The 23189-nt window shown below is 67.2% G+C and carries 17 protein-coding genes and 2 pseudogenes; 2 read left to right on the plus strand and 17 right to left on the minus strand.

Translation table 11 applies throughout. The features are described 5' to 3' along the window. Nucleotides 1-18 precede the first annotated feature (18 nt). From MFF40_RS10680 to MFF40_RS10715, 8 genes are read right to left on the minus strand one after another with little or no spacing between them, the layout of a single operon-like run. Nucleotides 19-1650 (minus strand): thiamine pyrophosphate-binding protein, encoded by a 1632-nt coding sequence (locus tag MFF40_RS10680; protein WP_238260352.1) that lies wholly within the window; start codon nt 1648-1650, stop codon nt 19-21. 39 nt (nt 1651-1689) lie between these two features. Then, a complete protein-coding gene (locus MFF40_RS10685) occupies nt 1690-3420 on the minus strand; it encodes an L-aspartate oxidase (RefSeq protein WP_238260353.1) in 1731 nt (576 codons plus the stop codon). Continuing rightward, entirely contained in the window at nt 3417-4124 is a 708-nt protein-coding gene (locus MFF40_RS10690) for a fumarate hydratase C-terminal domain-containing protein (protein ID WP_368858850.1), read from the minus strand. Before MFF40_RS10690 ends, MFF40_RS10685 begins: the two co-directional genes overlap by 4 nt. After that, complete coding sequence (locus MFF40_RS10695) at nt 4064-4936, minus strand: fumarate hydratase (protein ID WP_238260355.1); 873 nt, start codon at nt 4934-4936, stop codon at nt 4064-4066. The genes MFF40_RS10690 and MFF40_RS10695 overlap by 61 nt, the downstream gene beginning before the upstream one ends. Before the next feature lie 25 nt (nt 4937-4961). After that, nucleotides 4962-5342, minus strand: a complete 381-nt coding sequence (sdhC, locus tag MFF40_RS10700) for a succinate dehydrogenase, cytochrome b556 subunit (protein ID WP_238260356.1) — start codon at nt 5340-5342, stop codon at nt 4962-4964. Continuing rightward, nucleotides 5339-5668 carry a succinate dehydrogenase gene (locus MFF40_RS10705; RefSeq protein WP_238260357.1) on the minus strand — a complete coding sequence of 110 codons (330 nt, stop codon included), beginning with the start codon at nt 5666-5668 and terminating at the stop codon, nt 5339-5341. Before MFF40_RS10705 ends, sdhC begins: the two co-directional genes overlap by 4 nt. Then, on the minus strand, nt 5665-6450 hold the full coding sequence (locus tag MFF40_RS10710) for a succinate dehydrogenase/fumarate reductase iron-sulfur subunit (RefSeq protein ID WP_238260358.1): 786 nt from the start codon (nt 6448-6450) through the stop codon (nt 5665-5667). Before MFF40_RS10710 ends, MFF40_RS10705 begins: the two co-directional genes overlap by 4 nt. Nucleotides 6451-6453: 3 nt before the next feature. Then, the gene (locus MFF40_RS10715; RefSeq protein WP_238260359.1) at nt 6454-7473 is read right to left on the minus strand and encodes an ABC transporter substrate-binding protein; all 1020 of its coding nucleotides are present in this window, start codon (nt 7471-7473) and stop codon (nt 6454-6456) included. Between the two features lie 105 nt (nt 7474-7578). On the opposite strand from MFF40_RS10715, the gene MFF40_RS10720 reads away from it, so the two are divergent. Next, complete coding sequence (locus tag MFF40_RS10720) at nt 7579-8376, plus strand: GntR family transcriptional regulator (protein ID WP_238260361.1); 798 nt, start codon at nt 7579-7581, stop codon at nt 8374-8376. A 12-nt stretch (nt 8377-8388) separates the two neighbouring features. On the opposite strand, the gene MFF40_RS10725 is transcribed toward MFF40_RS10720, so the two are convergent. From MFF40_RS10725 to proA, 9 genes and pseudogenes are all read right to left on the minus strand, one after another. Continuing rightward, nucleotides 8389-9264, minus strand: coding sequence for an ABC transporter permease (locus tag MFF40_RS10725; RefSeq protein WP_238260362.1), 876 nt, complete (start codon nt 9262-9264; stop codon nt 8389-8391). A gap of 16 nt (nt 9265-9280) precedes the next feature. After that, on the minus strand, nt 9281-10075 hold the full coding sequence (locus MFF40_RS10730) for an ABC transporter ATP-binding protein (protein WP_238260363.1): 795 nt from the start codon (nt 10073-10075) through the stop codon (nt 9281-9283). 1327 nt (nt 10076-11402) lie between these two features. Further along, nucleotides 11403-11468: pseudogene (locus tag MFF40_RS28955) on the minus strand (pyridoxine 5'-phosphate oxidase C-terminal domain-containing protein); the annotation flags it as partial. 67 nt (nt 11469-11535) lie between these two features. Then, nucleotides 11536-12735, minus strand: a complete 1200-nt coding sequence (locus MFF40_RS10735; RefSeq protein WP_238260364.1) for an IS256 family transposase — start codon at nt 12733-12735, stop codon at nt 11536-11538. Between the two features lie 74 nt (nt 12736-12809). Continuing rightward, nucleotides 12810-13430: a pyridoxine/pyridoxamine 5'-phosphate oxidase gene (locus MFF40_RS10740; protein WP_238260365.1), complete on the minus strand. Its 621-nt coding sequence runs from the start codon at nt 13428-13430 to the stop codon at nt 12810-12812. 341 nt (nt 13431-13771) lie between these two features. Then, nucleotides 13772-14098, minus strand: a complete 327-nt coding sequence (locus MFF40_RS10745) for a helix-turn-helix transcriptional regulator (protein ID WP_147812737.1) — start codon at nt 14096-14098, stop codon at nt 13772-13774. Nucleotides 14099-14204: 106 nt separating this feature from the next. Beyond that, nucleotides 14205-14495, minus strand: a pseudogene (locus MFF40_RS10750) (transposase); the annotation flags it as partial. Between the two features lie 365 nt (nt 14496-14860). Then, entirely contained in the window at nt 14861-15820 is a 960-nt protein-coding gene (locus MFF40_RS10755) for a hypothetical protein (protein WP_238260366.1), read from the minus strand. A 7-nt stretch (nt 15821-15827) separates the two neighbouring features. Next, nucleotides 15828-21770, minus strand: coding sequence for an anti-phage protein ProA (gene proA, locus MFF40_RS10760; protein ID WP_415623787.1), 5943 nt, complete (start codon nt 21768-21770; stop codon nt 15828-15830). A 408-nt stretch (nt 21771-22178) separates the two neighbouring features. Here proA and MFF40_RS10770 point away from each other — a divergent pair, with 408 nt between their 5' ends. Beyond that, complete coding sequence (locus MFF40_RS10770) at nt 22179-23186, plus strand: dienelactone hydrolase family protein (RefSeq protein WP_238260370.1); 1008 nt, start codon at nt 22179-22181, stop codon at nt 23184-23186. Nucleotides 23187-23189 lie beyond the last annotated feature (3 nt).

A 23189-nucleotide genomic window follows, 5' to 3' on the forward strand; every position in this document is an offset into this window, starting at 1 on the left:
CTTGTCGGGGATGTGCGGTCAGCCCGCCTTCGCCCGCCGGATCACCGGGGCGGGCACGCTCTCGATCAGCACGTTGAGGCAGGCCGGCAGGCCGCTCGCATAAGCGTCCTCCAGGGCCTGGGGCAGGTCCTCGGCCCGGGTGACGAGGGCCCCGTAGCCGCCCAGCGCCGTCGCGACGCGATCGTAGCGCGAGGTCAGAAGGTCGCAGTGCCGCGCCCGCGCCGCGCCGTAGTTGCGGAGCTGGATCTGGTACTCGGCGTTCCAGCGGGCATCGTTGCCGACCACGGCGACGAAGGGCAGGCCGTAGCGCACGGCGGTGTCGAACTCGGCCATGTGGAAGCCGAAGGTGCCGTCTCCCAGGACCGCGACCACGGGACCGGCCGGATCGTGGAGCCGGGCCGCGAGGGCGAAGGGCAGCGACGCGCCGATGGTGCCCGAGACCCCGTTGATGAGGCGCCGGGGCGCGTTCACCAGGGCCTGCGGCCATTGCCCGATCTCGCCGCCGTCGCAGATCAGCGTGCCGCCGGGATGCCGGTCGAGAAAGGCGGCGACGCCCCGGCACAGCTCCACCGGATGAAGGCGGCCCTCGGAGCCGCGCCGCTCGTCCCAGTCCGGTGGCCGGTAATCGACCGCCGCCCGCACGGCGGCGTACCAGTCCGGACGCGGCTCGTCGCCGAGACGGCGCGCCAGGGCTTCGAGGGTCGGCAGAGCGTCCGCCGTGCCCGAGACCGCGAGGCGGGCCGGGTCGACCCGCGCGAGGAGGACCGGGTCGGGGTCGACGACGACGAAGCGGCAGGCCGGCGCCACCGCGGGCGCCACGCCGAACTTCAGGGTGAAGTCGAGGGGCTTGCCGACGAGCACGAGGCAGTCGGCCTGCGCCAGCACCTCTGCGAAGGCGCCCAGACTCGGATCGTTGAGGCCGCGCGGGCTCTCCATGCCGAGCACGGGAATGCCGGAGGCCGCCTCCAGCGCAGCCATCCGCCCGCGCCCCTCGGCACCGCAGGCGGCCGGGCCGCACAGGATCAGGGGGCGCCGCGCCCGGCCGATCTCCGCCGCCACGGCCTCGACGAGGTCTGCGCCGGGCTCGCCGATCCGGATCGTGGCGTCGGGAGCGGTCGACGGTGCGGCCGCAGCGGGCGCCTCCAGGAGATCGACCGGCAGGCTGAGATGCACGGGGCCCGGCCGGCCCTCTCGGGCGATCCGCAGAGCCCGGGCGATGTCGTCGGCCAGCGTCTCGACGGAGGCGGCCGTCCACGAGGCCTTGGTCATCGGGCGGGCGATGTCCGCCTGGGCGAGTTCCTGGAACGCGCCGCGCCCGATCTCCGACAGGCCGGCATGGCCCGAGAGCAGAAGGACGGGACTCTCAGCCGCGAGCGCCGTGAACAGGGCGGCGGCGCCGTTGGTCTGCCCCTGGCCGCCGGTGACCAGGGCGACCCCGACCTCACCGGTCAGGCGCCCCCAGGCATCGGCCATGTGCACGCAGGCGGCCTCCTGGCGGACATGCACCACCGCGATGTTCGTGCCCAGCAGGGCGTCGAAGATCGGCATGATGTGGTTGCCCGACAGGGTGAAGATGCGGCTGACGCCGAGGCGCTCCAGCGTCTCGACGACGATGTCGGCTCCGCGCGGCCGGCCCCGGGACTGGTCCATGGCGTCTCTCTCCGAGATCCGTCGTGCGGGGGCGCGGCTTCAGGCCGCCGCGTCGAGCAGGGAGGCGCCGGGGCGCACATGGGTGAAGGCGACGGGCTCCATGGTGACGTCGAGGCCGGCCGCACCCTGGCGCACCACGGTGTAGTGCGAGGTGGCGAGATCCGAGGCGTCGGGGAAGTCCTCGCGGAAATGCGCCCCGCGGCTGTCGGTGCGGGCCAGCGCCGCGGCGCGGATCGAGCGGCTGACGAGAACGAGGTTCTCGAGGTTGAGCCGGTCCATCCAGGTCAGGTTGTAGCGGCGGTCGCCGTCGGGGATGCCGGCCTCCGCGACCGCGGCGGCGAGGGCATCGAGGCGCTCGCCGGCCCGCGCCAGCCCGGGCGCGTCGCGCAGGATGCCGACATCGTCCCACATGGTCGCGTAGAGGGCCTCCCGGATCGCCCCGAGGTCCCCGGCCGGGCGCCCGAGGGGACCGTAGGCGCGGGCGAGCCCGGCCTCGACCGCGCGGGGATCGGGCTCGGCGAGGAACCGCATGCCCCGGATGTCGCGGGCCATGGCGGAGCCGGCCAGCCCTCCGAAGACCGTCGAGTTGGCGACGCCGTTGCCGCCGAGGCGGTTGGCCCCGTGCACCCCGCCGGTATCCTCCCCGGCCGCGTAGAGGCGCGGCAGCTCGGTGCCGCAGCCGGGGCGGAAGGCAACCCCGCCCATCATGTAATGGGCTGTGGGGATTACCTCGACCAGGCCCCCGGCGAGGTCGAATCCGCAATCGGCGCAGCGTTCGACCATGCCCTTGAACTTGCGCCGCACGTCCTCGGGGCCGAGATGGCTCATCTGGATGTAGACGCCCCCGTTCGGAGTGGCATGCCCGTCGCGGATGCGCCGCATGATCGAGCGGCTGACGACGTCGCGTGTCGCCCGCTCCGCGCGGGGATCGTAGTGGTGCATGAAGCGCTCGGCCGAGGCGTCGAGCAGGTAACCTCCGGCCCCGCGCAGGCCTTCCTCCAGCACCGTTCCGGTCATCCGGGTGCCGGCCCCCGCCAGCAGGCCGGTGGGATGGAACTGGACCATCTCCATGTCGCGCAGGGGCAAGCCCGCGCGGAGCGCCATGGCAAGGCCGTCGCAGGTCTTGTCGCCCGACGGCGTGTGGAACTTGTACATGGTCGGGCCGCCGCCCGTGGCGAGCAGGGTCGCCTTGGCCCGCACCAGGACCGGGATGCCGGTCCGCATGTCGAGCATCAGCACCCCGGCGAGGCCGGAGCCGTCGGCGGCGGGGATCAGCTCGAGGGCGCGGTGATCCTCCAGGCGCCGGACGTCGCGGCGCCAGACCTGCTCGGAGAGGCGGTTGATGATCTCGATGCCGGTGAGGTCGCCCTTGTGCACGGTGCGGTCGAAAGTCTGACCGGCGAAGGCCTTCTGGTGGACGCTGCCGTCAGGATTGCGATCGAAGAAGCAGCCGAGCTCCGTCTCCAGCTCGCGGATGCGGACCTGCGCCTCGGTCACCAGGGTCCAGGCTAGCTCCTGATTGTTGAGCCACTTGCCGCCCTCGATCGTGTCCATGAAGTGGCGCTCGACCGAATCGCCCGGGGCGAGGGCGACGTTGTAGCCGCCCTGGACCATGCGGGTGCAGCCGCACTTGCCGAGCAACCCCTTGACCGCGACGGTGACCTCGAGCTCCGGGGCGGCCTTCTTGGCGTGGAGGGCGGCGAACAGGCCGGCTCCCCCCGAGCCCAGGATGAGGATGTCGGTCTCGATGGTCATCGGTACGGCGTTCATCGGGAGGCTCCCAAGCTCTCGATGACGGCATCCCGCCGGCTGGCGACGTCGCGCTGGACTTCGGCGAAGAGCGAGCCGCCGTGCGAATCCATGCCGACCAGAAGCGGTCCGAAATCATGGATCGCGAACTTCCACAGGCTCTCGGGATGGAGGTCGTCGAGGTCGATGTCCTCGATCCGCTCGATCCAGGTCGTCTCCAGGGCGGCGGCGCCCCCGACGATGGCGAGGTAGGCGCCACCCTGCTCGGTGAAGGCCTCCAGGGTCTTCGGGCCCATGCCGCCCTTGCCGACGATGAGACGCACGCCCTCCCGCCGCATCAGCGCGTCGGTGAAGCGCTCCATCCGCATGGAGGTGGTGGTGCCGATGCAGAACGGCGCGTAGCCGACGGGGGCCTCGGCCGAGACCGGCACCCGGTGGACGTTGGGCGCGGTGTGGATGACCGCGTGGCCGGCGAGATCGAGATGTGTCCGGCGCTCCCGGTCGAACATGTGGATCAGGGTGGCATCGCGGATGCCGAACAGCGTCTTCCGCAGGGTGACGGTGTCGCCGACCTTCAGGGCGCGGACCTGCGCCTCGTCGATCGGCATGTCGAGAACGTGGTGCATGGCGCTGCCCTCCCGGCGGTGTCGATAAGGCGTTCGGGTCAGTCGAAGGCGATGCCGCCGGGTGTGAAGATCGCCTTGGCCCGGCGGGCCGAATGGCACTGGATGTTCACCGCCACCGGGTTCTGGGTGATGTGGGTCGCGGCGATTTCCACATGGACGGCGAAGCTGGTGGAGCGGCCGCCGAGCCCCTGCGGGCCGATGCCGAGCTCGTTGACGGCGCGCGACAGCTCCGCCTCGATGCGTGCGCCCTCCGGGTCGGAACAGGCGGTGCGCAGCTTGCGCGTGGCCGCCACCTTGGCGAGGTGCATGCACAGGTCCGAGGTGCCGCCGATGCCGACGCCGACGATGGTCGGCGGACAGACGCGGCCGCCGAGCTCGATCACCCGGTCGATGACGAACCGCTTGACCGCGTTGATGCCGTCAGAGGGCAAGAGCATCTGCAGGAACGAGCCGTTCTCCGAGCCCGAGCCCTTCGGGATCATCTCGACCGACACGGTCTCGGGCCGATCGTCGAAATCCACATGGATGATCGGCACGCGGATGCCGCAGGAGGTCTGCTCGTTCACGCGGGTGATCGGGTGGACCACCGAGGAGCGCAGGGAGTGCTCGGTGGTGGCGCGGGCACAGCCGCGCCGGATGGCGGCCTTGAGGTCGGCGCCCTCGAAACGCACGTCGCGCCCGATCGTCACGTTGTAGATCGGGATGCCGGTATCCTGGCACAGGATGTTCTTGGTGCGCTCGGCCACCGCGATGTTCTCGACCATAGTGCCGAGGATCGCCCGGCCGGTGGCGCTGGTCTCCTCCCGTGCCAGCTCCGCGAAGCCCGCCTTGATGTCGGGCGGCAGCAGCTTCAGAGCGCGGACGTAGAGGTCCTTGCACACCGATTCGACTTCCATGAGGTCGAGGTCCATGCCGGTCTCCTTTCAGGGGTTGGGTTCAGGCGCCGCCGAGCAGGAACAGGAGCCCCACCGCGAGCGCCGCTGCCACGCAGGCCGAGACGATGAGCGCCGTCCGCTCCCGGGTCGCGAACCACTCGATGGCGAGCACGCGCAGTCCCAGGACCATGTGCAGGGCCAGCGCGCTGACGAGGCCCCATTCGGCCGTGCGCACGAAGCCGTTATGGGTCAGCCCGAGGAAGCTCTCGAGGCGGTCGGCCCCCTGCAGCGCGGTTCCGAGGGCGATGAAATGCATCGGCAGGAACAGGGCCAGGGCGATCCCGGAGAGGCGATGCAGCACGGCGGCGGCGAAGCCCGCGCGCGGCCGCACTGTGCGGCGGGCGCCGTTCCGGGGGAGGGCGGTCTGTGTCCCGGCGCTCATGCGACGTAGACCGCCAGCGCCGCGCGCAGGCCGAGGACGAGGAGGAGCGCCGAGACGGCGAGCATCGCCCCGTCGAGGGAGCGTCCGCGCCAGCGCGTCCACTCGCGCAGGATGCTGCGCAGGCCGATCGGCGCGTGGACGGCGGCCGCCACGACGAAGAGTCCGTAGAACAGCAGGAAGGCGAGGTTGCCCTGCGTCCGTCCGAGGATCTCCCCGGCGGTGAGGCCGCCGCGCACGGCGTACAGGATCGTACCGAGATGGACCGCAACGGCGACGGCAAGGATCACGGCGGTGCCGCGCTGCGCCACGTAGAGGAGGGGGCTCATGCCGACCTCCGGAAATGCCGGGCACTGAACCGCTTCAGGGCGGACCGGGCGGTGGCGCGCTTCAGTCCAGCGATGGCGAAGGTCGGCGCCAGCGCCTTCGGGCAATGCTCCGTGCAACTCATGTGGGTGTGGCAGGACTGGCAGCCCGCATCCCCGGACACGGCCTCCAGCCGCGCGTCCTGGCCCCGGTCGCGGACGTCGTTCACCAGGGTCCAGGCCCGATTGAGGGCGGCCGGGCCGAGATAGTCCGGGTTCCAGGTGACCACGTCGCAGGCGGCGTAGCAGACGCCGCAATTGATGCATTCGATGCCGGCATCCACCGCGCGGCGCTCCGGTGAATCCGGGGCCACCACGGCGAAGTCCTTGGGCGGCGCGTCGCCCGGTTCGAAAGCACCGTGGGCGGCCGTCCATTTCTCGAAGAACGGTTCCATGTCGACCGCCAGGTCCTTAACCACCGGCAGGTTGCGCAGGGGCTCGAGGGTCAGGCCGCCGTCCTCCGCCACCGCCGCGACGCGGGTTCGGCAGGTCCAGCGCGGGCGTCCGTTCACCATCATGGCACAGGAGCCGCACATGCCGACCCGGCAGGCGAAGCGATAGGCCAGCGTCGGATCCTGCTCGCGCTGGATCTCGGTGACCACGTCGAGGATGGTCTGGGCCGGGCGCCGCGCCACGGTGAAGGCCTGGAAGCCGTCGTCCCGCCGGATGCGCACCGTCAGCGTTGCGCCGGGCACGGCTTCGATCGTGGGATCGGCCAGGGACGCGGTGGGGACCGGAGCGTTCATGCCTCAGCGCTCCGCCTTGGCGACGGCGCCGGGAAAGAACAGCTCGCTCTGATCCGTGGCCTTGGCGGCCACGAGGCCGGCGCGGTTCATGTAGTCGAGATAAGCCAGCATGTTCAGCGGCGCGCTGGTCCACTGGGTCTGCGGCGCGCGAATGATCTCCACGGCCTCCGCCTCGGTCAGCCGGGCATTCTCCGCCTTGATCCACAGGGCGGCCGCCTTGGCGGGCTCCGCCTTGATCAGCGCCAGGCTCTCCTCCAGGGCGGCCCGGAAGGCCGCCACGATCTTCGGGTTGGCGGAGACGAAGCGGTTGCTCGCCCAGACGAGATTGAAGGTGTGCGGCCCGCCCAGCACGTCGTAGCTGTCGAGCACCTTGTGGGCGCGCGGATCCTTCAGCTCCATCTCCTGGAACGGCGGCGAGCCGAAATGCGCGGAGATCTCGGAGCGGCCGCCGAGCATCGCCGTCTGCGCGTCGGGATGACCCATCGAGACCGTCAGCGGATCGAGCTTGCCTTGCTGGCCGGGGCCGAAGGCCTTCTCGGCGGCCATCTGCAGGGTGATCGCCTGGATCGAACTCTTCACCGTGGGCAGGGCGATCTTGTCCTTGTCGGTGAAGTCCTTGATCGACTTGACCGCCGGGTTCAGCGAGACCAGCCAGAGCGGCATCGCATTGAGGGCCGCCACGCCCTTGACCTGCAGATTGGCCCGGGTCCGACCCCAGATCGTCAGCATCGGCCCGACGCCGCCGGCGGCGAAGTCGAGGTTCCCGGAGAGCAGGGCTTCGTTCATGCCGGAGCCTCCGGTGAAGCGCAGCCACTCGGTCTTGAGCTCCAGGCCCTGCTGGTGGGCCTGCTTCTCGAGGAGGTGCTCCTCCTCCATTACGGTCAGCGGCAGGTAGGAGATGCCGAATTGCTTGGCGAGGCGCACCACGGAGGCCTCCGCCCGGACGGATCCCGAGCCGGCCAGAAGGCTCGCCGAGAGCAGGGCTGCGGCTCCGCAGAGCCGGATGAGACGGCCGAGTGCCATGTGTTCCTCCTGCGCAGGCCCGAATTCTCTGGTCCGGTGCCGAGGGCCACGATAGCCTCGCGTCGACCGCTGTCAACGGTCATATGTCATATACATGAGTTGCCGATGTCGAATCGTATGCGCTCCGTCGCACCCCAGGCGCATCTTGCAGCCCCGTCACCGGGCGAGACGCCGACCGCGCGCCTGGCCGCTCCTCTTGCGAGCCGTCCGCTCTACCTACAGGCGCGCGACCTGCTGCTGCGCCGGATCGTGGACGGGACCTGGAAGCCGGGCGGCTACCTGCCGAGCGAGCCGCAGCTGGCCTTCGACCTCGGCGTCTCCATCGGGACGATCCGCAAGGCCATGGAGGACCTCGTCGGGCAGGGACTGCTGGAGCGCCAGCACGGACGCGGCACGCAGGTGGTGCCCCATTCGAGTGACCGGTCGCGGTTCCGCTTCCTGCGCTTCGTCCACGGCGACGGGCGGCCGTTCCGCCCCGTGGCGCACGTCCTCGCGGCCGCGACCGCACGGGCCGATGCGCAGGATCGGGCCGCCCTCGGCCTGGGAGCGGGGGCGAAGGTGCTGGTCCTGTTGCGGACTCGGAGCGAGGACGGCGTGCCGCTGATCTACGAGCGGATCGCCCTGCCGGCGGATCCTTTTGCCGCGCTGAAGGCGGAGCCCGGCGCCGAGATGCTGGAGGAGATCTACGTGCTCTATCAGGCGCGCTGCGGCCAGACCGTGGCGCGGGCGCGGGACACCATCGCCACCGACCGGGCGAGTTCGGCCATGGCGGGCGCCCTCTGCTGTCCGCCGGGGGCGCCCCTGCTGCTGGTGCGCCGGGTCGCCGTCGCCCTCACCGGCGACCCGATCGAGTACCGCCAGAGCTGGACGGCGGCGCTCGAATACAGGTCCGACCTCGATTGACGCCTGACCCGGCTAGGTCTGCATGCCCCAGCGCTGCAGGGTATGGCGCTCGATGGTCTGGAAGATGAGGTTCTCGACGCAGAGGCCGATGAGGATCACCGTCAGCAGCCCCGCGAAGACGTTGGGGATGTCGAGCATGTTCTTGTTCTCGAAGATGAACCACCCGAGGCCGCCCGATCCGGAACTCACCCCGAAGACCAGCTCCGCCGCGATGAGCGTGCGCCAGGCGAAGGCCCAGCCGACCTTGAGCCCCGTGAGGATGCTGGGGAAGGCCGCCGGGATCAGGATCTTGGTGATCAGCCGGGTGCCGCGCAGTCCGTAGTTGCGGCCGACCATCTTCAGGGTCCGGCTGACCGAGAGGAAGCCCGAATGGGTGTTCAGCGCGATCGCCCAGGTCACCGAATGGACCAGCACGAAGATGAGGCTGCCGTTGCCGAGGCCGAACCAGATCAGCGCCAGCGGCAGCAACGCGATCGCCGGCAACGGATTGAACATCGACGTCATCGTCTCGAGGAAGTCGGTGCCGATGCGCGAGCTGATCGCGATACCGGTTAGCACCGTCGCCAGCAGGATCCCGAGGGCGTAGCCGATCAGCAGCACCTTGATCGAGCCCCAGGCCCGCAGCACCAGCGTCCCGTCCGCGACCCCGTGAGCGAAGGCCGTCACGGTGGCGGTGAAGGTCGGGAACAGGAGGTCGTTGTCGAGGTAGCGACCGTAGGCCTCCCAGATCAGGGCCAGCACCGCCAGGATCGCGAGCTTTCGTAACCAGCCGTGATTGTAGAGGCGCTCGACCGTGGATAGCGGCTTCTCGACGATGGCGCCGCCATAGGCGCCACCGGTCTCGCGGACGATCTCGGGGCGGGCGGCTCGGAGGAGGATCGGGGACATGAGCGTCTTCGCGGTCCTAGACATTCTCCGCCTCCTTGATCTCTTCGGAAAAGAGCATCTGATGGATGCGCTGCTCCAGCTGCTGGACTTCCTGCGGCGAGGCGGCGGTGTTGAGCTCGGCCTTGACCTCGCCGGGATGGGGCGAGAGCAGGAGGATGCGGGAGCCGATCTTGATCGCCTCGGGGATCGAGTGCGTGACGAACAGGACCGTGAAACGGGTCTCCTCCCAAAGAGCCAGGAGCTCGTCCTGCATCCGCCGGCGGGTCAGAGCGTCGAGTGCTGCGAAGGGCTCGTCCATCAGCAGGATGTCGGGCTCCATCGCCATGCCGCGGGCGATGGCCACACGCTGCTTCATCCCGCCCGACAGCATGTGCGGATAGCTATCTGCGAAGGCCGAGAGGTTGACCTTGTCGATATAGTGCATGGCCCGCTCGTCGGCGGCTCGGCCCGCCAGGCGTCCCGAGGCTTCGAGGGCAAAAGCCACGTTCTGGCGCACGGTCTTCCAGGGCAGGAGCTGGTCGAATTCCTGGAACACCATCATCCGGTCCGGTCCGGGCTCGGTGACGGCCTGATTCTTCAGGCGGATCTGGCCCTCGGTCGGCGCCATGTAGCCGCCGACCGACTTCAGCAGGGTGGATTTCCCGCAGCCCGAGGGTCCGAGCAGGACGAACCGATCGCTCGGGAACACATTGAAGCTGACCCGGTAGGTCGCCGTGACGAGGTGATGGGGGGTCTTATACTGCAGCGTGACGCCGTCGACTTCTAGCAGCGGCACAGTGAAGTCCGATGGCAAGCCTGTTACCAAGCTCATGACATCCTCCCTTAAGCCACGCGCATGGCGGCAATGCTCGTTTTGTAAGCGGTCTGACGCCGCCTTTGATTCGAACGGTCGGTCTCCCGGATCCCAAGGCGTTGGGCCGGGCCGAACCATTCGCGACACGACTGGATACCAAGCACAATCCATCCTGTAAATATAATAGCTGTCTTTTATAAGACAGGAATATATACTTTTTCGAATCTGGTGTTCGTACGACGCCGAGGATGACGTGTGTGCTGGTTGAACAGGGAGACGTGTTCCTCGGGCAACAGGAAGGCCGCGGGTCGAGTCACCTGCTATGCCAGCGCGCAACAAAGTAAGCTCGAATGCTCGTCCTCCCCGCAGGCGAACAAGCCTGTCAATCGTTTTCGCCTGCGCGAGGATCCGGGTGGACGTCCGATTTCGGGCGGTGGTGGCAGTAGCCCGTACGACCGGGTTGGGTCGGCACCCGCCGGTCCGCTCTACGACCGGGTTGGGTGGTTTCCCGCCGGTCTGCTTTCGGGCAGTGCTCGATTGAAGCGGACATCGCCTCCGTGCCCGCTCACGAGCTAGAGCATACCCTCACGATGCCCGCTAACGCGGCATTCCAGTTTGCCGGTCTGCTATGGTCGGTTTAGCTGAAAAAGTTCGTTTTGGATGGTCCAACTGAACATTCAAAACAGACGGATGCCATGGTTCGCTTGGGCCATACCCAAACCAAACCACTGATTGCTCAGGCTTGTAAGGAGCGGGTCGGATTACGATGGACACGAACCTCCATCGCCACTGCCGCCGTTGCAGGAGGCGCTGCTACTATTCGAACTCGTGAACTGCCCCATCGAATGGGCACCGCTTCCAGATCTGAAGCACAGGCGACCGTCGGTGAGGGCACAGATGATGAGCGAGATGCCATGCAACGGCGCGACACAACCAATCATAAAGCAATAGCCGGCGATACTATCGAGAGGCTTGTGAGGCGGACCGTATACTTCATAGTATCCGCCAGCGGCCATAAGCCCGCCAGCTATCAAAATCAGGATGCCAAGAACCAACATTCCGGACACTCGCCCCCTGGTCGGCTGATTAACTCCCATGTGGTCACCCCTCTGGTTAGGACACAGGACAGTCACAGAGTTCGCCGGCCTTGGCTACTTTGATATTGACGGCTTCAGGCGGTGGCTGTCGCCACTATACCCAAACCGAACCACACTGATCAGCTACTTGGGGTGGCTTCCTGCCCGTCCGCTTCAGGCCGGAGAAGGTATCAGAGCTTACATCGCTGCCCCATGCGCTCTCGTCCTATAACGGCCCGTCGCGTGGCTTCACCCATTCCAAAGAAATATCACGGCCACAGGCGCTCGCTCGTCCAGCCTCCATGGTTCTCTCGTCGGTATCGCAAACGCGCGTGGGTCGTGTCCCTAGGCGTGGTGTAGCTTGGTGAGGACCACCACGATCACCGGCTTGGGCCGGGACGATCAGGCTGCCAGAGTGGGCAGGCTGACGAGGGGATCATCGCCGATCGGGGCGATGCTTTCCAGGGTCATGTAGCGCGACCGCTGGACGGCCCATTCGTCATTCTGTTCGAGCAGGATCGCGCCGACGAGACGTGTGATGGCAGCCTCGTTGGGGAAGATGCCCACGACCTCGGTCCGGCGCTTGATCTCGCCGTTCAGGCGCTCCAACGGATTGGTCGAGTGCAGCTTGACCCGGTGGGCGGCCGGGAAGCCCATGTAGGCCAGCACGTCGGGCTCGGCCGTGTCCATCAGGGCGGCGAGCTTGGGCACCTTGGGGCGGAGTTGGTCGGCGATCCGCCGCCATTGCTGACGGGCCGCCTCGGCATCATCCTGGGCGAAGGCGGTGGCGATGAAGGCCGAGACGACGCGCCGCCCGCTGCGGCCGGCATGGGCGAGCACATTCCTCATGAAGTGCACCCGACAACGCTGCCAGGTGGCGTTCATCACCTTGGCCACCGAGGCCTTGATGCCCTCGTGCGCGTCTGAGATGACGAGTTTGACCCCGCGCAGGCCGCGCCGGGCGAGCTTGCGCAGGAAGTCCGTCCAGAACGTCTCGGCTTCCGACGGGCCGACATCCATGCCGAGGACTTCGCGGCGGCCGTCGGTGTTCACGCCGACCGCCACGATCACTGCCACCGAGACGATGCGCCCGTCCTGGCGGACCTTCACGTAGGTCGCGTCGATCCAGAGATACGGCCACTCGCCCTCGATGGGGCGGTCGAGGAACGCGCCGACCCGTTCGTCGATCTCCTGGCACAGGCGCGAGACTTGGCTTTTCGACACACCCGTGCCGCCCATGGCCTGGACCAGGTCATCCACGGAGCGGGTCGAGATGCCCTGGATGTAGGCCTCCTGGATCACCGCCGTCAGCGCCTTCTCCGCCATGCGACGCGGCTCCAGGAAGCCGGGTAAGTACGAGCCCTTGCGCAGCTTCGGGATGCGCAGTTCGACTGTGCCGGCGCGCGTCTGCCAGTCCCGGTCGCGGTAGCCATTGCGCTGGACCAGCCGCTCGGCGCTCTTCGCGCCGTGGGCCGCGCCGGTCAGACCGCCCACCTCCAGCTCCATCAGGCGCTCGGCTGCAAAACCGATCATCTCGCGCAGCAGATCAGCGTCGGCACTCTTCTCCATCAGCCCGCGCAGGGCCATGATCTCGTCGGTCATCGGAGGTCTCTCGGGTTCGGGGTTGGTCGTCGCAACCCGACCCTACCCGGCAACCGCCGATGACCACCCCTCAGCTACACCACCGCATGGGACACGACCCGCGCGTGTCTGCGTTCCTCGTCCGCCTGCCAGAACTCGACCTCATTAGGCTTTACGGCGTAGACCGCCCAGGTCGGTGATACGGTTGACGGGTCGGCCTCGATCCGACGGCGCTGCTCGGCCAAGCCCGCATCCAACGCTGCGTCGCTCACGAGGACGTCACTCTGCCGAGCGAGCAAAGCACCCGCACGCGAACCGATGGGGCGGGCCAGGAAGTCTGCCTCACAGATCTCCCGACTCATTTCGATGACTGGACCGCGTAGGCGGACCTGCCGACCGAGTGGCTGCCAGTAGAATGTCAGGGCGGCACGGGGCTGGGCGGCGATCTGGCGGCCCTTGGGACTGAGCTTCGTGCTGGCGAAGTGCCATCCATCGGCATCCACGTTCTTGAGGATCAGGACGCGGGCATCTGGGTAGCCCTGCTCATCGATAGTCGAGAGCGTCATGGCATGGGCTTCGGGTATGCCCCCGTCGATAGCATCGCAGAGCCATGTCTCGAAAAGACCGCGTGGGTCATCCGGGGTGGCGGTGGCATCGAATGGCGCGAAAGGACCGGCGAGGGATTTGAGGCCGCGAAGCCGCTCTTTCAGTGCCATGAACTGCTCCGATATCAACCAACAGGAGGACGGCCGAGCCAGCCGACCGCCAACGAATAGTCAAGCTGTTAGATCGCAAATCACCCCAAGCTGTAATTGCCGGACAGCCTATGAATGACGGCTTCTGGGAAACGCCTATGGCGAACCTAGTGGCCGGTTTGGGTCGCTTCTGGATGAAGGGCCGAGATCCCATCGCCATTCCGATCGGCCATTCGCGTAACGGGCTGATTTCGAACGGGGGTCGCATGGGCTGGGGATAGGCGTCGAACGATGGTTCGATGCCGATCCACAAGCTGTCCCGCCAGCACTCAAAATAACCGGCGGCCTTTACAGAGAGCGTATTAGAAATCGGCGACCCCCGGCACGTGCGCTGCACGCTGCCGGCCGGTCACCACTTCAATGCCCTCCCCGATCGGATCGGCTGCGAGCAGATCGCCGAGCCGGGCCGTGTACGACGTATCGAAAATCGTCAAAGCCTTCAGGAGTGTCAGCAGACTTACGCCTGGACGGCCCCGCTCAAGAGACACGACAGACATCCGTCCGACGCCCATACGCTCTGCGAGCTCCTGTTGACTGAGATTTCGCCGTAGCCGGCAGAGGCGAATGCGCCTGCCGAGGGTTTGGAGGCTCTCGAGTTCCTCCGTACTGATGATAGCTGTCGTCCTCATGATCGATATCCCATACACTGTAAGCAGCAATGTATTATGTATCGATCATGCCGAGATCCAAAGCGGCCATCGGCATGCTCGCCCGTGGGTTAGCGGGGTTCCCTTTCGCGCGGTTATTCGTGCCATCGAGAAACGTCATGCCAAGCCGTACGCCGTGCTCCTGCGCCAGGGTCAGCAGGCGCTCCCAGACCCCCAGTCGCGCCCAGCGGATGAAAGTCTGAGCCGCCATCCACCAGGGTCCCAGATCCGGAGGTACGGAGCGCCACTTGGCCCCGTTCTCGTGCCGCCAGAGGATCGCCTCGACCGTGCGTCTCAGGTGTTCGGGCGGCTTCTTGGCGTGTGGACGACACGCCTCCACCATCGGCTCCAGCACGGACCATTGCGCGTCACTCAGCATGCCATTTCCTTCCATCGAAGGAAAAATGCAGCCCCACCCAACTGGTTCAGACGCTAACAGGCCTTAGTCAGTTGTGTCGGACCGCTCCGTAGCTCGGGGGTACGACGATCGGCACTCGGGGGCTTGTTCGGTCCTGGGCGTCTGACGATAGGGGCGATAGTGACAGAAGCTGGAATAAACTGAAGGTCGTGTCCGACTGTCGTACCCCGTCGTTATGCTGATGTGGGTGAGACGCGTTCCAGCCCAGGGCCATTGTCCTGGCCGAGTGCGCTCGTCGCTCAGGAATCGAACAGTGTCTGTTTCGATTTACGCATCAAATGAGCGATGTCCTGCCCTTGCCAGGCCCTCCAGGGTCCGACAGCGGGCTATTTCTGCTTGAATCCGACGACCACGTCGTTTTCGACGACGACACGGTTCTTAAAGCGGTTTTTCCCAGTCTGACCGTACTTCCAGGTCTCGGTTGTCCGGGTCTTGTAGACCTCACGATCGCGATCGACCGGTCTTCCCCACGAATCGGTCAACATCTCAGCGGTCATGCCCTGCCACATCTCGGCAGCCATGATCCGGTCGACGATCGAGGCGTCGCCATACTTCGCCATCAAGTGGTCGTAGCGGCGCTTTCTGGCTCGGCGCTTGGCCACCGCGCGCAACACGAAGACACCGATTACCAGCGCGACGAATCCACCGAAGGCTGACCCTCCACCTCCTGATGGATCCGTGGCGGTGGGTTGTGGGTCCGAGTGAGCCGCCGGCGTGCTCATTGTCGGGTTCGGCACGGGTGCTGGTGCTGCGTTCGCTTGGCGGGTCCGTTGCCACATCGCGTCGACTTCGCGCTTTTCGCGCTCGTCAGCCTCGCGCTTGGCCTGCTCGGCGTTCTGATCGAATGGCTTCGGAGCCGGCTGAACGACCTGAAAGCCCGTGCTCGGTTGTTGTGCGGCGGCGCGTTCCGCGGCTTCCGAGGCGCGGCGCGCGAGTTCTGGACCGATCCGCTTTTGGATGGCCCGCACGAGGTCCTGGAGGTAGGGCCCTTGGAAAAAGGCCTCGCCGTAGCCGGGATAGTAGACCTGATCGTGCGCGGCGATCATCGCGTCGACTTCGTCAGCGCATCGGCGCATGGGCTGAGCGAGAGCGGCCCGGAACTGGCCGGGCCGCGTCGCGCCGTCGATGCCGGGCTCGTTCAGGGTCTCACGTGCGATGCAGTCGGTTGCTTCGCGGACCGAAGGCAGGACAAACCGCCTGCGGCGCGGATCGTCCTGAATACCTTGTGCGACCGCTGCCTCGACGCTGCTCAGCAGAACCAAAGCCGTGACAATCGCGACGCGCATTCTCGCCTCACGCCACCGCGGCATGGCGGGCAAGTTCGCTCGCCCTCGCGAACCGAGCCCGCGCGGAGGCTTCGATGCGAGACAACCCGAGCCGCTGGCCGATCAACCTGGCGCGCTCGGCTTCTGAGGCGTTGGACGGCAGGGTCATCGCAATCCCGACGAGTTCCGGCATCGGCGTGTCGGTGTGACTGCGGATGGCTGCGCTGGCCGGCCGGTGAGGATAGCTCGTGCGGGGCTCCTCGCCACGCGGCCAGAGGACAGGCCGTCCGTCATCCTCAGTTCGGGCGACTGAGGCATCGATCCGGTCCGCGATCGCCTCCCGGACGAGCGGGCCGACCCGCTGGATGTCGTGCGCCCGAGCGATGCGCTTGATGAGCAGCTCCTCGTAGATCGGCCCTTCCACGGCGAGGACGTAGTCGACCATGGCGCTCAGCGCCTGCCGGTAGGAGGCATCGTAGAAACGACCGGGTTCGACCGAGCGGCCGAGATCGTTCAGATCCGCGATCTTATAAGCCCGAACGTCATCGCGGACCTCCGGCTTCGGGGCCGGCGGTGTGACCGGCACGACCTGGTCCGCGTAGAGACGCTGCGGAATGGCGTCGGTGACGGGCTCCTGATCGTTTGCCGGCTCGCTCGGCACCTTATCGACGGGTGGGGTGACCTCGGGCTCCCCCGTCGGCTCGTCATGCTCTTGCTCGACCGCCTCGGGTTCGACAGCAACATCGCTAGGCGCTGCTGCTGCAGCCTTGGCGCGATCGGCTTCAAGGTCCGCGATCAGGCGCTGATCGAGCTTGGCGAGTGCGCCCTCGGCGTTCATCCACCACTCGGTGCTCCACACCCGGCGAATTCGCCAGCCGAGATCGGTCAGAACGTGCTCGCGTAGGCGATCGCGGTCCCGGGCCGTGGCCGAGCTGTGGTAGGTCGCGCCATCGCATTCGACGCCGGCAAGGTAGCGTCCCGGAGCGTCGGGATGGACGATGCCAAGGTCGATCCGGAAGCCGGAGACGCCGATCTGCGTATGGACAGGCCAGCCCCTGGCTTCGAGCCCCGCCATCACCGCGGCCTCGAACGGGGATTCGACGTCGCCGCCGGTCGGCGCGAAAGCCTCGGCCAGCGCCCGCGCGCCACGGTCGGCGAATTCGAGGAAGTGCTTGAAGTCTCGGACGCCTCGCGCCCGCGTGCGGCTGAGATCGATCTGCTCCGGCCTCATCGAGGCGAACACGACGAGTTCGCGCCGGGCGCGGGTGATCGCGACGTTCAGGCGGCGGTGTCCGCCATCCTTGTTGAGCGACGATACCGTGCTCACCGGACGCCCGGTCTGATCCGGACCGACCGCGACCGAGAAGATGATGGCGTCGCGCTCGTCGCCCTGCACGTTCTCGAGGTTCTTCACGAACACGGGCTCATGCCAGCGGTCCTTATCGAAGAACGGCTCCAATTCGGGATAGGACCGCCGCTGCTCGTCGAGGAGGTTCTCGATCAGGCGCTGCTGCTCGCCATTGAACGTGACGACACCGAGCGAGCGACGCTCCTCGGCGAAGCTCGGATCGCGCAAGCGACGCACGATGTCGGCGACCACGGCGCGAGCCTCAGGTCGGTTCACGCGGCCCGATCCACGCTCGTAGACCCCATCCGGCACGAGGGTGAGCCGGACAGCCCGGTCGTCGGTCACGGGGGACGGGAAGGTTACGAGCCGGCCGCCGTAGTAGCGGCTGTTCGAGAAGGCGATCAGGCTTTCGTGGCGGCTGCGATAGTGCCAGTCGAGGTTCCGCCGGGGGATGTTGGCGGCGAGGCATTCGTCGAGGATGGACTCCTGGTCCGTAACGTCGCTGCCATCCTCGATGTCGTCGACGCCGCGATCTCCAACGTTCGTCGGCGGTAGCTGCTCAGGGTCGCCGACGATAACGACCTGCTTGGCTCGAGCGAGCGCACCGATGGCATCCCACGGCGAGATCTGCGAGGCCTCGTCGAAGATGACGACGTCGAACGGCTCCTTATCGGGCGGCAGGTACTGCGCGATCGAGAGCGGGCTCATCATCACGCAGGGGGTGAGCTTGGTCAGCGCCGTCGGCATCCGGCCGAACAGCTTTCGCAGCGGCATGTGCGCCGTCTTCTTCGTCAGCTCGTGCGAGAGCGTGCCCCATTCCGGGTCGGCCCCAAAGGCGGTCGCCCCTGGGATGCCGCCGCCGAGGCGCGAGCGGACGACCTGCTTGGAGAGTTCGGTGACCCGATCGTCGGCGGCGCGGAAGCGCTGGATCGCATCCTCGTGCCGCTCTGGTAGGAAGCGCCGCAGCACCGGGTCGTGGCTGACGACGCGGTCGATCCACCAACGCGCATAGGCGGCCTCAAAGGCCGCTTCCGCGCGGTCAGAGGCGACGCGGCCGTCTTTTAGGGCGTCGATCAGCGGCGTGAGACCGGTCTGACGCGCATTCTGGGCGGCGGCTTGCCAGGCGCACCACCCCTGGGCGCGTCCCAGCCCTGACGACCAGCGTCGGACGAGAGCGAGGCTCTGTTCGATCCAGTCGGCGTCGGCGGCCAACGGCTCCTCTGGATCGGCGCGACCCGCCAGGAGGCCGAGCGTCTTCATCGCCTCGTTCGCCCGGGCTCGATCCTGCGCGAAGGCGGCGTAGCTTTGCGCGATGCGTCCGCCCTCGGCCAGCGCACGACCCTGACGCTCGACGAGATGCACCAGATGATCGCGTAGGCCATCGATCCCGAGGGACAGCGGCCCCAGGATGTCGAGCAGTTGCTCGACCTTCTCGGCCCAAGTGATCGCCGGCGCGAATTCGGACGCCGCGCAGTCCGGATTGCTCCACGGTAGCCCGAGCCGGGCGAGGAGCAACTCCTCCAGGCATCCGGTTTTGACGTGTTTGGCGACCTCGATCAGCCCCGTGAGATCCGGCCCAAGATCGGGGGGCAGCGGCCCCTCGGCGTAGGGCTGGACCTGCGCCGCAACGCGTCTTTGCTTGCCGCCCTTTGTCAGGAAGTTCGACCCCTGTGCGGCGACCCACTCGGCCAGCAGCGCGCTTAGATTCTGATCGAGGATGCCCGATCCGTAGCGACCTGTGAGACGGCCGATTAGCTGGGCCTTTGTGGCCTGAAAGCGCTCGCGCGCGGCGACGGCCCGGCGTAGGTCGCCGGCCCCGTCGGCCAGGAAGGCGACCCCGCAACGGGCTTCCGACCGCACGAGGTAGTTGCCGAGCACCATGAGCCCGCGCGTTCCAGCGTAGGTCGCGAGCAGGGTGGGTAGGCCGACCGCCTCGGCGAAGGTCTGCCCGCTGACACGAAGCGCGCCGAGCGTCTGTTCTACGGCTCGGATCGCGGTGCCCATGTCGTCGCGCCAGACCGGCGACCACTGGGTGGCCTCGACGCCCTGGAGCGGGTGATCCACCAGCGATCCGACGGACGCGAGGACGGGGCGAAGCTCTCGGCAGGCCGTGCGCAGGTTGGCGAGCGTCGTCTCATTGTGGGCGAGGTGATCCGGCCACGTGAGGACGAGCGGAGGCGCGCCGCCGCCGGCCGCGATCACACGCCCGAAGGCCTCATAGGCGGAAAGCCCGTTCTCGCGTCGTCGATGTAGGGCGTTCACGAGGCCGTTCAGTTCCTCGCGCAGGCTTGCGAGGTCGCTCGTCGCAGCGTCCCAGGTGCCCTGTGACGGTGTCGAGCGCTCGTGCCAGGCCCGGCGCAGCTGGCCGAGGACGGCCGATTTCTGGGCCTTGGTCGAGTGGACCTCGAGGCAATAGTCGCCAAGGCCGATCTCCTGCAGGCGGCGCTGCACGACCTCCAGGGCGGCGGTCTTTTGCGAGACGAACAGCACGGTGCGCCCCTGGGCGAGGCACTGGGCGATCATGTTGCCGATGGTCTGGCTCTTGCCGGTCCCGGGCGGCCCGAACAGCACGAAGTCCTTGCCACCGGCGGCGGCGAGGACCGCTGAGAGCTGAGAGGAATCGGCTGACAGCGGCGCAAACACGGTCTCAGGCGGGTGCTCCCGATCAAGGCGTGTCGGTTCCGGGAAAGGCGTGCCGTCGCCGTAGGAGTGTTTGGGCGTGTCGATGAGATGGCGCACAATGGGGTTGCGCTTGAGCACCTCCGCGCGATCCACCAAGTCCTTCCACATCAAGTACTTGGTGAAGGAGAAGGCTGAGAGGACGACGTCCGGCACCACCTCCCAGCCGCGCAGTTCCTTCACGTGCTGGCGGACGATCCGGAAGATGCCGTCGACGTCGTACCCGGACGCGTCCCGAGGGAGGTCCCCCTCCAACTCCGGCATCCGAAGCTTGAAGTCTTCGCGCAGCATCTCGAGCAGGGTCGGGTTGATCCGCACCTCGTCGTCGTGGAGGGCAAGCTTGAAGCCGGCCCGCACGCTCGACCGCTTGAGGGTGACGGGGACCAGGACCAGCGGGGCGCGATAGGCAGCCTCACCCTCCTTCTTCGTCCATGACAGGAAGCCCACGGCCAGGAACAGGATGTTGGCCCCGCCCTCCTCGAAGCCGTTGCGGGCGAGCCGGTAGAGATCGAGCAGGCGATGGTCGAGGTCGGCCTCGGTCGAGGTCGTGTAGATCTCCTTTCGCGCGAGCGCGGCCTCCAGATAGCTGCGGCGGCCATCGTCGTGATGACGACGCGCGTAGAGGTCTGCGCTGCGCTCGTCCGATCCGGTCAGAACGTCCGAGAGCGGCTTCAGGCGATACTCGGTGCCCGCCGCGAGGCCATCTTCCAGCGACCCGGGCGAGGCGCATTCGAGGCTGACGGATCCTTTGCCCGGCTTGAAATTCAGCAGCTTGTTGCGCAGCGTCAGGTCAAGAAGCTTACGCTTCCAGCGTTCCACGCGACCGACCGGCGTCTCGGGGGCCTCGTCGATCGGCGCGCGCGCTTCCTCGTCGAAGCTCGGCAGTGCGGACAGCGTCTGGTTCAGCGGGATTGTCGGCCCAGGCGCGATGCCGGTCGGCTTTCCGTCGCCGAGATCCATCGGACGGATCCCGCGCCGACGGCAGCGCCGGACGTCGATGGCGATTTCCAGCGCCGCGGGGGCCTCGTCTTCGACCTGGGCGTTACCTTGGCTCGTGGCGACCTTGAACATCGCTGGCGGATCCGGCGTGAGCAGGGTCGTCTCGACGAAGACGAGATCCTGGAGGTCGCGCCGCTTGCGGAGCAACTGCATGTCGTCGACGGTCGCGCTGGCGAAGTCGTCGTCCTGCAGCCAGACACCGACGAAGGCATGGCCGGCCGTGAGCACCAGCACGGGGTTCAGCCCAGCCTGCTCGAGACAGGCGGCGTAGAGCAGCGAGAGATCGAGGCAGGTGCCGACCTTGCGCTCCAGCACGTCGCTCGGGCCGCGGACTTTTTGGCCAGCTCGCTCGAAGCTCGCGGGCGGCAGGACGTAGGCGATCCGCCGATCTGCAATCGCCGCCCAGATCGCCTCGGCCAACTCCCAGGCGCGGGACTTCTTGGCGGTCTTGTAGCCGTTCAGCCCTGTTTCGCGCCCAGCCTCGCCGAGCTTGGTCGCGGCATCGCGCAGGACGACGTCGACGGCGGGGTCGTTGGGGCGGACGAAGGCGGCGAGGAGTTCGGGCGCGCTTCGGCCACCACCCCAGTGCGAGGGCGGCAGAACCCGAAGCTCTTCGAGATGCCGGCCTTTCTCGCCGGCCGCATCCTCGACGATGACCGTCAGTTCAAGACGGCTTGCCTCGGTGAAGTTGGCGAGCAAAGCCGCATCGAGCCGAACGTCCGGCAATTCGATGTGGTGGTTCGATCCTGCCGGAATGCGATCGATGCGGAGAGTGAGCGGCTGGACGACGGCGGGCCGGCTTTCGATCCGCACGCGGACATCGGAAAGCTCCTGCTCTGAGGTGTTCTCGACCACCACCTCGCGGATCACCGGAACCGCATTCTCGTGGTACGCGAGACTGACGTGCTCCGTGACCGAGCACGTGATTTGGATACCGTCCTGCACGGCTTCCCCCTTATCTTGAGCTGGACTGTATGGGGACAGCCTCAAGTAGCGCAAGGTCGGCGATTCGCGGACGAGCTAACCTATATCAAGCATCTCAGGATTTCCGCGCCGCGAATGCTGCGGCGAATTCCTAAGCCCGCGGCTTCCGTCGCTTTGCTGCCAAGGCGCAGCGGAGCCCTTTTAGAATTAATCGTCGAACGCCCAAGGGCGCGCGGACGTAGACCTGAGGCTTACCGACCAATTGTCGGGCTTGTCATTCGCAGGGCGCAACGTGTCCCGATGGGGTTGGGGGCGTCCTCTCTGAGCGCTCTTCCTGACAATAGCGTGGATTGCGACACAGGCTGCGCACCGCACGCGGGACAAGCATCGGAGCCTGTCCTTATGATCGCCCGACCTTGGGAGGATCAGATGCGGCGACTGTCCTTATTCCTCGTGGCCGGCCTGACGGCGTTCGGTTTCAGCGGGGCGGCGGCCGAGCCAGTGGGCGATGGCGTCGCTGATCTCGGCAGCTACGCCGCCCGCGTCGAGGTCCATCCGATCGCCAGCCTGACGCTGACCGACCGGCATTTCCTGACTGGGTCATCGGACGGCGCAAAGCCGGTGACGGTCACAGGTGTTCTGCGCATCGCCAAACCGGGCGCGGATCGTCTGCCGACCGTCATTCTGATGCATGGCTCGGGGGGCCTCAGCGGCAACATCGAGTTCTGGCAGCGGGCTCTTGGCGCGCGGGGGATTTCGACCTTCGCCCTCGACGGCTTCACGGGTCGTGGCCTGACGTCGGTCAACACCGATCAGAGCCTACTGTCTCGCACGAACCTGATCCTCGATATCTACCGGGCGCTTGGCGTTCTAGCGAAGCACCCCCGGGTCGACCCGGCGCGGGTCGCGGTGATGGGGTTCTCGCGCGGCGGGCAGGCCGCGCTCTATGCCAGCCTCAAGCGCTTCGACGCGAACTGGAACCGCTCAGGTATTACGCCGGCCGTGTTCCTGCCTGTCTACCCCGACTGTTCAATCCGCTTCCAAGATGACACCGCGGTCGCTGCCCGCCCGATCCGGATGTTCGGAGGCAGCGGCGACGATTACAACCCGGCGGCGTCCTGCGCTGCCTACACGGAGCGGTTAAAGGCGGCGGGGTCGGACGTCAGCCTCACCGTGTTTCCAGGGGCGCAGCACGTCTACGACAACCCCGCGGGACCGCCCCAGCCAACGGTGGCCAAGGGCGCGCAAACGGTGCGGGCCTGTTCGCTCCATGAGGCGGCGGACGGTGTGATCGTTGAGGGTCCGAAGGATACGCCGTTCACCTACACCGATCCGTGCGTGCAGCGAGATCCTCACATCGGCTCGGACGAGGCCGCCCGCGTCGCGACCTTCAAGGGCGTCACCGATGCACTCGAGGCCACTTTCGGAAAGCGCTGAGAC

Source organism: Methylobacterium mesophilicum (assembly GCF_022179445.1).
GTDB classification, from domain to species: Bacteria; Pseudomonadota; Alphaproteobacteria; order Rhizobiales; family Beijerinckiaceae; genus Methylobacterium; species Methylobacterium mesophilicum.

Excerpts from the sequence above, each read along its gene's own strand:
- MFF40_RS10680 (WP_238260352.1), bottom strand. The coding sequence starts at position 1,650 with ATGGACCAGTCCCGGGGCCGGCCGCGCGGAGCCGACATCGTCGTCGAG.
- MFF40_RS10685 (WP_238260353.1), bottom strand. The coding sequence starts at position 3,420 with ATGAACGCCGTACCGATGACCATCGAGACCGACATCCTCATCCTGGGC.
- MFF40_RS10695 (WP_238260355.1), bottom strand. The coding sequence starts at position 4,936 with ATGGACCTCGACCTCATGGAAGTCGAATCGGTGTGCAAGGACCTCTAC.
- sdhC (WP_238260356.1), bottom strand. The coding sequence starts at position 5,342 with ATGAGCGCCGGGACACAGACCGCCCTCCCCCGGAACGGCGCCCGCCGC.
- MFF40_RS10705 (WP_238260357.1), bottom strand. The coding sequence starts at position 5,668 with ATGAGCCCCCTCCTCTACGTGGCGCAGCGCGGCACCGCCGTGATCCTT.
- MFF40_RS10710 (WP_238260358.1), bottom strand. The coding sequence starts at position 6,450 with ATGAACGCTCCGGTCCCCACCGCGTCCCTGGCCGATCCCACGATCGAA.
- MFF40_RS10715 (WP_238260359.1), bottom strand. The coding sequence starts at position 7,473 with ATGGCACTCGGCCGTCTCATCCGGCTCTGCGGAGCCGCAGCCCTGCTC.
- MFF40_RS10720 (WP_238260361.1), top strand. The coding sequence starts at position 7,579 with ATGTCGAATCGTATGCGCTCCGTCGCACCCCAGGCGCATCTTGCAGCC.
- MFF40_RS10725 (WP_238260362.1), bottom strand. The coding sequence starts at position 9,264 with ATGTCCCCGATCCTCCTCCGAGCCGCCCGCCCCGAGATCGTCCGCGAG.
- MFF40_RS10730 (WP_238260363.1), bottom strand. The coding sequence starts at position 10,075 with ATGAGCTTGGTAACAGGCTTGCCATCGGACTTCACTGTGCCGCTGCTA.
- MFF40_RS10735 (WP_238260364.1), bottom strand. The coding sequence starts at position 12,735 with ATGACCGACGAGATCATGGCCCTGCGCGGGCTGATGGAGAAGAGTGCC.
- MFF40_RS10740 (WP_238260365.1), bottom strand. The coding sequence starts at position 13,430 with ATGGCACTGAAAGAGCGGCTTCGCGGCCTCAAATCCCTCGCCGGTCCT.
- MFF40_RS10745 (WP_147812737.1), bottom strand. The coding sequence starts at position 14,098 with ATGAGGACGACAGCTATCATCAGTACGGAGGAACTCGAGAGCCTCCAA.
- MFF40_RS10755 (WP_238260366.1), bottom strand. The coding sequence starts at position 15,820 with ATGCGCGTCGCGATTGTCACGGCTTTGGTTCTGCTGAGCAGCGTCGAG.
- MFF40_RS10770 (WP_238260370.1), top strand. The coding sequence starts at position 22,179 with ATGCGGCGACTGTCCTTATTCCTCGTGGCCGGCCTGACGGCGTTCGGT.